The 7,882-nt window shown below is 61.1% G+C and carries 9 protein-coding genes; 3 read left to right on the plus strand and 6 right to left on the minus strand.

Annotated features, from left to right (window positions below; translation table 11 throughout):
- Position 1: 1 nt before the first annotated feature.
- From trpE to rpe, 3 genes are all read right to left on the minus strand, one after another.
- The gene (gene trpE / locus AC1RRC_RS25160; RefSeq protein ID WP_493058289.1) at positions 2 to 1,498 is read right to left on the minus strand and encodes an anthranilate synthase component I; all 1,497 of its coding nucleotides are present in this window, start codon (positions 1,496 to 1,498) and stop codon (positions 2 to 4) included.
- Positions 1,499 to 1,726: 228 nt separating this feature from the next.
- Complete coding sequence (locus tag AC1RRC_RS25165) at positions 1,727 to 2,431, minus strand: phosphoglycolate phosphatase (protein ID WP_493058290.1); 705 nt, start codon at positions 2,429 to 2,431, stop codon at positions 1,727 to 1,729.
- 4 nt (positions 2,432 to 2,435) lie between these two features.
- Positions 2,436 to 3,101, minus strand: a complete 666-nt coding sequence (rpe, locus tag AC1RRC_RS25170; protein ID WP_493058291.1) for a ribulose-phosphate 3-epimerase — start codon at positions 3,099 to 3,101, stop codon at positions 2,436 to 2,438.
- Between the two features lie 176 nt (positions 3,102 to 3,277).
- Between rpe and apaG the strand changes: the two genes are divergently transcribed.
- Entirely contained in the window at positions 3,278 to 3,652 is a 375-nt protein-coding gene (apaG, locus tag AC1RRC_RS25175) for a Co2+/Mg2+ efflux protein ApaG (RefSeq protein WP_493058292.1), read from the plus strand.
- A 38-nt stretch (positions 3,653 to 3,690) separates the two neighbouring features.
- On the opposite strand, the gene AC1RRC_RS25180 is transcribed toward apaG, so the two are convergent.
- Positions 3,691 to 3,852, minus strand: a complete 162-nt coding sequence (locus AC1RRC_RS25180) for a hypothetical protein (RefSeq protein ID WP_493058293.1) — start codon at positions 3,850 to 3,852, stop codon at positions 3,691 to 3,693.
- A gap of 9 nt (positions 3,853 to 3,861) precedes the next feature.
- Between AC1RRC_RS25180 and mltA the strand changes: the two genes are divergently transcribed.
- Positions 3,862 to 5,082: a murein transglycosylase A gene (mltA, locus tag AC1RRC_RS25185; RefSeq protein WP_493058294.1), complete on the plus strand. Its 1,221-nt coding sequence runs from the start codon at positions 3,862 to 3,864 to the stop codon at positions 5,080 to 5,082.
- Between the two features lie 10 nt (positions 5,083 to 5,092).
- On the opposite strand, the gene AC1RRC_RS25190 is transcribed toward mltA, so the two are convergent.
- Together AC1RRC_RS25190 and AC1RRC_RS25195 are read right to left on the minus strand one after the other, a co-directional pair.
- Positions 5,093 to 5,533, minus strand: a complete 441-nt coding sequence (locus AC1RRC_RS25190; RefSeq protein WP_493058295.1) for a universal stress protein — start codon at positions 5,531 to 5,533, stop codon at positions 5,093 to 5,095.
- A 48-nt stretch (positions 5,534 to 5,581) separates the two neighbouring features.
- The gene (locus AC1RRC_RS25195) at positions 5,582 to 6,859 is read right to left on the minus strand and encodes an MFS transporter (RefSeq protein WP_493058296.1); all 1,278 of its coding nucleotides are present in this window, start codon (positions 6,857 to 6,859) and stop codon (positions 5,582 to 5,584) included.
- Positions 6,860 to 6,940: 81 nt separating this feature from the next.
- On the opposite strand from AC1RRC_RS25195, the gene AC1RRC_RS25200 reads away from it, so the two are divergent.
- The gene (locus AC1RRC_RS25200; protein ID WP_493058297.1) at positions 6,941 to 7,717 is read left to right on the plus strand and encodes an enoyl-CoA hydratase; all 777 of its coding nucleotides are present in this window, start codon (positions 6,941 to 6,943) and stop codon (positions 7,715 to 7,717) included.
- Positions 7,718 to 7,882 lie beyond the last annotated feature (165 nt).

Here is a 7,882-nt window from a genome sequence, read left to right on the forward strand (position 1 = left end):
CTCAGAACTCCCCATCCAGGCCATCTTGCACTTGCTCGGCGGCGCGCAGCACGGCGCGCGCCTTGTGTTCGGTTTCCAGCCATTCCATTTCCGGTATCGAGTCGGCCACGATGCCGGCGGCGGCCTGCACATACAGCATGCCATCCTTGATCACACCGGTGCGGATCGCGATCGCCACGTCCATTTCACCGCCGAACGACAGGTAGCCGCAGGCGCCGCCATAAATGCCGCGCTTGGAAATTTCCAGTTCATCGATGATTTCCATCGCCCGCACCTTTGGTGCACCGGTCAGGGTGCCGGCCGGGAAGGTGGCGCGCAGTACGTCCAGGTTGGACATGCCGTCTTTCAGCTGGCCTTCGACGTTCGACACGATGTGCTGCACGTGCGAATACTTTTCAATCACCATCTTGTCGGTGACCTTGACGGAGCCGATTTCGGAAATGCGGCCCAGGTCATTGCGCGCCAGGTCGATCAGCATCACGTGTTCGGCGATTTCTTTCGGATCGGCCAGCAATTCCTTGGCCAGTTCCGTATCGCGTTCCGGTGTGGCGCCGCGCGGGCGGGTGCCGGCGATCGGGCGCAGGGTGACGGTCTTGCCGCCATCCGGATTGGTTTCGTTGCGCACCAGGATTTCCGGCGACGCGCCGACAATCTGCATGTCGCCGAAGTTATAGAAGTACATGTACGGCGACGGATTCAGTGAACGCAGCGCGCGGTACAGCGACAGCGGCGCATCGACATACGGCTTGCGCAGCCGCTGGCCGATCTGCACTTGCATCAGGTCGCCCGCCAGCACGTATTCGTGCGCGACCTTGACGGCCTTCAGGTAATCTTCCTTCGCGAAGTCGCGGATGGTTTCCGTGCGCACCGACGCGGACGTCACTGGCGCGTCGACGCCGCGGCGCAGCAGCGCGCGCAAGTCTTTCAGGCGCTGGCGCGCTTTCGAATATGCTTCCGGCTGCGTGGTGTCGGCATACACGATCAGGTACAGCTTGCCCGTGATGTTGTCGATCACCGCCAGCTCTTCCGTCACCATCAGCTGGATGTCCGGCAGGTTCAGGTCATCCTTGGGCGTGGTGTCGGCCAGCGTTTTTTCAATGTGGCGCACCGTGTCGTAGCCGAAGTAGCCAGCCAGGCCTCCGCAGAAGCGGGGCATGCCGGGACGCAGCGCGACCTTGAAGCGGGCCTGGTATTGCTCGATGAATTCAAGCGGATTGCCTTCGTGGGACTCGATCACCTGGCCGTTTTTCAGCACTTCGGTCAGCTTGCCGCGGTTGCGCAGCAAGGTGGTGGCCGGCAGGCCGATGAACGAATAGCGGCCAAAGCGTTCGCCGCCGACCACCGACTCCAGCAAGAACGTGTTCTTGCCATTGTTCTGGCTCTGGGCCAGCTTCAGGTACAGGGTCAGCGGGGTTTCGAGATCGGCGAAGGCTTCGGCGATCAATGGAATACGGTTGTAGCCTTGCGTGGCCAGCGATTTGAATTCGAGTTCAGTCATGCTTCTCTCCAGGCCGCCCCGGGTCCACTATGGACATAGATATGGGTATGGCGGTATTGGTTCAAAAAACCTGTCGCACTGCGTAGGGGTGTGCAGGGACAGCAATCGGTACGGGTCAGTTTGCCCAGGATTGCCAGCGTCGCCACAGCCAGGCCTCAATCGAGCCCCGGTGGGTAACATTGTGTCTTTTGTTGAGAAACATGCTGTGTTTTTGATACAGATCGGTGTTCAGTTTGCGACGGGATTATGCAAGCGAATCAACTTTGCCGCATGCAGCAGCGTGTCAACTATACCATCGGAATCCGTTTCGTGTATAGACTCGCCATGGTTATAGCCGTACGGGACCGTCAGCACGGGGCAACCGGCGGCGCGGGCCGCCTGCGCATCGTTGGACGAATCGCCGATCGCCACCACTTCGCGCGGCGCCAGCGCGAAATCTTCACACACTTGCAACAGTGGCATCGGGTGGGGCTTTTTCTTCGGCAGCGAATCGCCGCCATAAATCACATCAAAAAACCGCGCCAGGCCCTTTTGTTCCAGCAGCGGACGGGCCAGGCCGATCGGTTTGTTGGTCACGCACGCCAAGCGTAAACCATCGTCCTGCAAGGCCTGCAGGCCGTTCGCCACGTCCGGGTAGTGCGTGGAGTGGTTGCCGTTGATGGTTTCATAGTGACGCTGATAAGCGTCGAAAGCCGCCTGGAAGCGCTGTTCCACGCCGGCGTCGTCGTAGTCGATGGCCAGCACGTCGCGCACCAGCTTTTCAGAACCCTTGCCGATCATGTCGCGGATCTGCATGACGGGCATGGGGCCCAGTTCCAGGTCGGCGCGCATCATGTTGATGGCGGCGTGGATGTCGAGCACCGTGTCGAGCATGGTGCCGTCCAAGTCAACGATGGCGGCCTTTACGCCGCGCAGGGGAGTAAGGACCGCCATAGTGTTATACGCCTTTCAGCTGTTCGCGCATGGCGTCGATCACGGCCTTGTAGTCGGGCTGGCCAAAGATGGCGGAGCCGGCCACGAAGGTGTCGGCGCCGGCTTTGGCGGCCGCGGCGATGTTGTCGATCTTGATACCGCCATCGACTTCCAGCAAGATGTCGCGGCCGGATTCATCGATGCGGCGGCGGGCGTCTGCAATTTTTTCCAGCGCGCGCGGGATGAACGACTGGCCGCCGAAGCCCGGGTTGACCGACATAATCAGGATCATGTCGATCTTGTCCATCACGTGGTCCAGGTAGCTCAGCGGGGTGGCCGGGTTGAAGACCAGGCCGGCTTTGCAGCCGTGATCGCGGATCAGTTGCAGCGAACGGTCGATGTGGTCGGACGCTTCCGGGTGGAAGGTGATGATATTGGCGCCGGCTTTGGCGAAGTCGGGAATGATGCGGTCAACTGGCTTGACCATCAGGTGCACGTCGATCGGCACTTGCACGTGCGGGCGGATCGCCTGGCATACCAGTGGGCCGATGGTCAGGTTGGGCACGTAATGGTTATCCATCACGTCGAAGTGGATAATGTCGGCGCCGGAAGCGACAACGTTGCGCACTTCTTCACCCAGGCGGGCGAAATCGGCGGACAGGATGCTGGGAGCGATGCGGAAGGTGGTCATGGCTGAATGGGCTGATATGTGGGATGCCCGGCCTGAAGGCCCGGCACCCAGGTTGAAATAAAGATGCGGTATTTTACGCTGAGCCTTGCATGTGCGTCCGATTTGGGGTGCAATGGCAGATACACGATAACAATTCGCCATCCTTGCTGGCGAGGAAACATGAACAAGGAAATTCCATGGCTTCTTATGAATTCACTGTGACGGTCAGGACGCAATACCTGCCGGAACAGTCCGATCCCGAACGCACCAATTTCGTGTTCACCTACTCGATCACGATAAAAAATACGGGAACAGTGGCTGCGCAGCTGATTTCACGGCATTGGGTGATCACGGACGCCAACAACCACACGCAGGAAGTGCGCGGCCTTGGCGTTGTCGGGCACCAGCCGCTGCTGCAGCCGGGCGAGCAATTTGAATATACCAGCGGCACCCAGCTGGCCACGCCGCAAGGCTCGATGCTGGGCGAATACTTCTGCGTGGCGGAAGACGGTCACCAGTTCGAAGCCAAGATCCCCGAGTTCGTGTTGTCGCTGCCGCGCACGCTACATTAAGTCAACGGTGCCGGGCCTTCAGGCCGGGCGCCTTCATATTAAACTTCGTCTTTGCCGCGCTCCTCGCTGCGCTGTTCACCCAGTTCCTGCTTTGGTGGCAATGGCTTTGCCGCCGGTTTTTTCTTGGATGGCAAGGTCCACCAGACGATGAATACCAGCAGGAACAGCGCCACGAATGCTTCCAGATACAAGACCCACATACCGACTCCATGTTTTCGACACGCCGTAGTTTAACCATTTCCCTCACTGCCGTCGCGCTGGCCCTGGCCGGTTGCGTAACGCAGGCGCCGCAACCGCCCGCACAGCCAGCCCAGCCGCAGCCTCCTGTCCAGCAACCGCCCGTGCAGCAGCCGCCACAAAAGCCGGCGGAGCCCGCCAAGCCGGGCGCGATCCAGTTCGTGCCGGCCACGTTTGCCGCGCTGCCCGGCTGGGAGCGGGACGATGTGCGCGCCGCGTGGCCGGCGTTCATGTCGTCGTGTTCGGTACTGGTCAAGCGCGCGGAATGGAAGGAACCGTGCTCCATCGCGCGCCAGGTCAACGGCAATGACGACAAGGCGATCCGCCTGTTCTTTGAAAGCTTCTTCGAGCCGCGCCAGGTGATCGCGCCGGACGGCGCCGACACGGGGCTGGTCACGGGGTACTACGAACCGCTGCTGCGTGGCTCGCGCAAGAAAGGTGGCCCATTCCAGACGGCGCTTTATAAAGTACCGGACGATATGATTACCGTGGACCTGGCCAGCGTCTATCCGGAATTGAAGGGCATGCGCCTGCGTGGCCGCCTGCAGGGCAAGAAACTGGTGCCGTATGCCACCCGCGAGCAGATCGAGCGTGCGGATTTCACGGGCAAGGAGTTGCTGTGGGTGGATGATCCGGTTGAAGCGTTCTTCCTGCAGGTGCAGGGTTCGGGAAGGGTGCAGCTGGGCGATGAAACCGTGCGGGTGGCGTATGCCGACCAGAATGGCCATCCGTACAAGTCGATAGGCCGCTACCTGGTGGAAAAAGGCGAACTCACGGCGGACCAGGCTTCCGCGCAGGGCATCAAGGCGTGGATTGCCGGCCACCCGACGCGCATGGCGGAACTGTTCAACGCGAACCCGTCGTATGTGTTCTTCCGCGAAGAAAAGCTGCCGGACCCGAAAATCGGTCCGAAAGGTTCGCTGGGCGTGCCGCTGACGCCGCAGCGCTCGGTCGCCATCGATGCCACGCAATTACCGCTGGGCGCGCCGGTGTTCCTGTCGACGACGCATGCCAACAGTGATATTCCGTTGCAGCGCCTGGTCATGGCGCAAGATACGGGCGGCGCGATCCGTGGCGCGATCCGGGTGGATTACTTCTTTGGCTTCGGCACCGAAGCGGCGGAAAACGCGGGCCGGATGAAGCAAAAAGGCAATGTATGGGTGCTGATGCCGAAAGAAGTTCCTGGTCAATAAGGCACCGCGGCTAGCGCAGCACCAGCACCGGCAGCGTCGTATGCGCCAGCACCTTCTGGGTCTCGCTACCCAGGAATAATTTGTTCAACCCCTTCCGCCCATGCGACGCCATCACAATGGCGTCGCAGCCGTGCTTCTCCGCTGTCTCGACGATGGCTTCATACGGGCTGGCCGCCATCGACGTCACCGTCTCGCACGCCACGCCGGCCGCGCGGGCCGCCACCGCGACTTTGTCCACGTTGTCCCGGGTGATGTCCATCATGCGGGTTTCATAGGTCCCCATGTCCGGCACGGCGATCCCGCTATCGCCCAGCGGGATGAAGGGATACGGCTGCAACACGCTGACAGCGACAATCTTGCCGCCATGCTTGCGGGCCAGTTCGATGACGGTGGCGGTGGCTTTATCGGACAAGTCCGAGCCATCAGTGGGAAATAAAATGTTGTTAAACATGGCCAACTCCTGGGACACGTACCTGGCCCCAGTGTAGGCGCGAAGCTTTTACGCCGGGCGCACGCTACGGATGTGCGGCGAAGCAATCAGTGCCATCGCCAGGGCAACGCCGGCCGCGCCGACGCTGCCGATGCCGGCGCGCACGCCATACTGGTCGGCAATGGCGCCAGCCGCCAGCGCACCCAGCGGCGCGGTGGCGATCGTCAAGAAGCGCATGGTGGAAATGATGCGGCCCATATAGGCATCCGGCGTCGCATGCGCGCGCATGGTCGAATAGGAAATAAAGAACAGCATCACGCCGCAGTCATAGATAAACACCAGTCCGGCAAACGCGGCGGCGCTGGCCAGCGGCGTGCCGAACCAGTTGGCGGGAATGACGGGGATGAGCACGAAGCCTGCCAGCACCGTCAGGCAAATGCCCGCCAGCATGGTCTTGCCGGGACCGATGCGGCGCGTCATGGGTTTGACCAGGACGGAACTGGCCAGCATGCCCAGTCCGCCCAGCATTTGCGTAATACCGAGCCAGCCTGGTGTCATGCCCAGTTCGCGGGTGGCCAGCAGGATTTGCAGCGATGAAAAACCGTAAAACAGCATGTGCCAGATGCCGACGCCCCAGGCAAAGGTCCGCAGCAGCGGCGTGTTCCAGATAAAGGCAAAGCCTTCGCGCAGTTCGCGCAGCGGGTGTTTTTCCGAAGGCTGTGGCGCCGGTTCTTCCAGCTTTGTCTGGCGCAAGTTCCAGGCGGACAGCAGGAAGCTGGCGGCATTGGCCAGGATCGCGTACGGCGCCGTCAGCCACTGGATCAGTAAGCCGGCCAGGCCCGGTGCGATCAGGCGCGATGCGGAATCGGTCATCGTGAATTTCGATTGCGCATCAATCAGCCGGTCGCGGCCGACAATCAGCAAGACAAAAATCTGTTCGGCGCCGCCGCCAATCACGCTGCAGGTATGAAAGATCAGCGTGGTCGCATACAGCCATGGCATCGACAGGAGGCCCAGCCACCAGGCCAGGGGAATGCTGGCCAAGGTCAGCCCCTGCACGATTTCGCACGTCAGCAAGATGGGCAATTTGCGGCGGCGGTCCAGCCAGACGCCGGCCGGCAGCGCGAACAGCAGGGCGGGCAAGGCCTGGCAGGTGGCGACGAGGCTCATTTGGCCCGGGGTGGCGTCCAGCAGGATGGCCGAGCACAGCGGGATGGCCAGCGAACTGACTTGCGCGCCGAAACTGTTGAGGGCGCTGGAGAACCAGTAGCGCAGGAAGGCGGCGTTGCGCAGTAGGGGATCGGCGCGCAACGTGGCGGCAAGGTAGCGTTGTATAACAGTAATCATTTAGACGGGAATAATAACAGTGCAACTTCAAGAACCGCTAAAATCGCCCGGTATCGCTTTCCACATATAGAGGAGTCGTCCATGCAATATGAAGACCTGATCGTAGAAACCCACGGCCGTGTGGCCCTGATCCGACTGAACCGTCCGAAGGCGATGAATGCGCTGAATGACCGCATGATGAATGAACTGGGCGATGCCTTTGCCAAGCTGGACGCTGACCCGGCGATTGGCTGCTTCATCCTGACGGGCAGTGAAAAAGCGTTTGCGGCAGGGGCGGATATTGCCGCCATGGCGAATTACACGTACCAGGACACCTACCGCGACAACTACATCACCCGCAACTGGGAACACATCCTGAAAGTGCGCAAGCCGGTGATCGGCGCGGTGGCGGGCTTTGCACTGGGTGGCGGCTGCGAACTGGCCATGATGTGCGACTTCCTGATTGCGGCGGACAGCGCGAAATTCGGCCAGCCGGAAATCAAGGTCGGCGTGACCCCGGGCGCCGGCGGCACGCAGCGCCTGCCGCGCGCGATCGGCAAATCGAAAGCCATGGACTTGCTGCTGACGGCGCGCATGATCGATTCGGCGGAGGCCGAGCGCATTGGCCTGGTGTCGCGCGTGGTGCCGGCCGACAAGCTGATTGAAGAAACCCTGGCGGTGGCGACGCAAATCGCATCGATGTCGGTGTCGGTGGCCATGCAAATCAAGGATGCCGTGAACCGCGCCTTTGAAACTACGCTGACCGAAGGGGTGAATTATGAGCGCCGCCTGTTCCAGGCGGGATTCGGCACGCCGGCCCAGCGCGAAGGCATGCATGCGTTCCTGGAAAAGCGCGCGCCGAACTTCGAAGGACTGTAATCCGGCAGGGCTTGCGGGGGAGGGCAGGCTTTGCTATAGTTCTGTCCCCGCAGCGCTGAGATGCCTCAAGCAAAACAGCGAAGCGAATCAAGGGGTTGACGAGAATCACGAAACACTAGATAATCTCGCTTCTCTGCTGCTGACGAACAAAACGCTTCGTCAACT

This window comes from Pseudoduganella sp. GW821-FHT12E03, assembly GCF_058807115.1.

What these genes read in the sequence shown, in the direction of transcription:
- AC1RRC_RS25190 (WP_493058295.1), bottom strand. Translation starts at nt 5,533, where the DNA reads ATGTTTAACAACATTTTATTTCCCACTGATGGCTCGGACTTGTCCGAT.
- rpe (WP_493058291.1), bottom strand. Translation starts at nt 3,101, where the DNA reads ATGACCACCTTCCGCATCGCTCCCAGCATCCTGTCCGCCGATTTCGCC.
- AC1RRC_RS25195 (WP_493058296.1), bottom strand. Translation starts at nt 6,859, where the DNA reads ATGATTACTGTTATACAACGCTACCTTGCCGCCACGTTGCGCGCCGAT.
- AC1RRC_RS25165 (WP_493058290.1), bottom strand. Translation starts at nt 2,431, where the DNA reads ATGGCGGTCCTTACTCCCCTGCGCGGCGTAAAGGCCGCCATCGTTGAC.
- trpE (WP_493058289.1), bottom strand. Translation starts at nt 1,498, where the DNA reads ATGACTGAACTCGAATTCAAATCGCTGGCCACGCAAGGCTACAACCGT.
- apaG (WP_493058292.1), top strand. Translation starts at nt 3,278, where the DNA reads ATGGCTTCTTATGAATTCACTGTGACGGTCAGGACGCAATACCTGCCG.
- AC1RRC_RS25200 (WP_493058297.1), top strand. Translation starts at nt 6,941, where the DNA reads ATGCAATATGAAGACCTGATCGTAGAAACCCACGGCCGTGTGGCCCTG.
- mltA (WP_493058294.1), top strand. Translation starts at nt 3,862, where the DNA reads ATGTTTTCGACACGCCGTAGTTTAACCATTTCCCTCACTGCCGTCGCG.
- AC1RRC_RS25180 (WP_493058293.1), bottom strand. Translation starts at nt 3,852, where the DNA reads ATGTGGGTCTTGTATCTGGAAGCATTCGTGGCGCTGTTCCTGCTGGTA.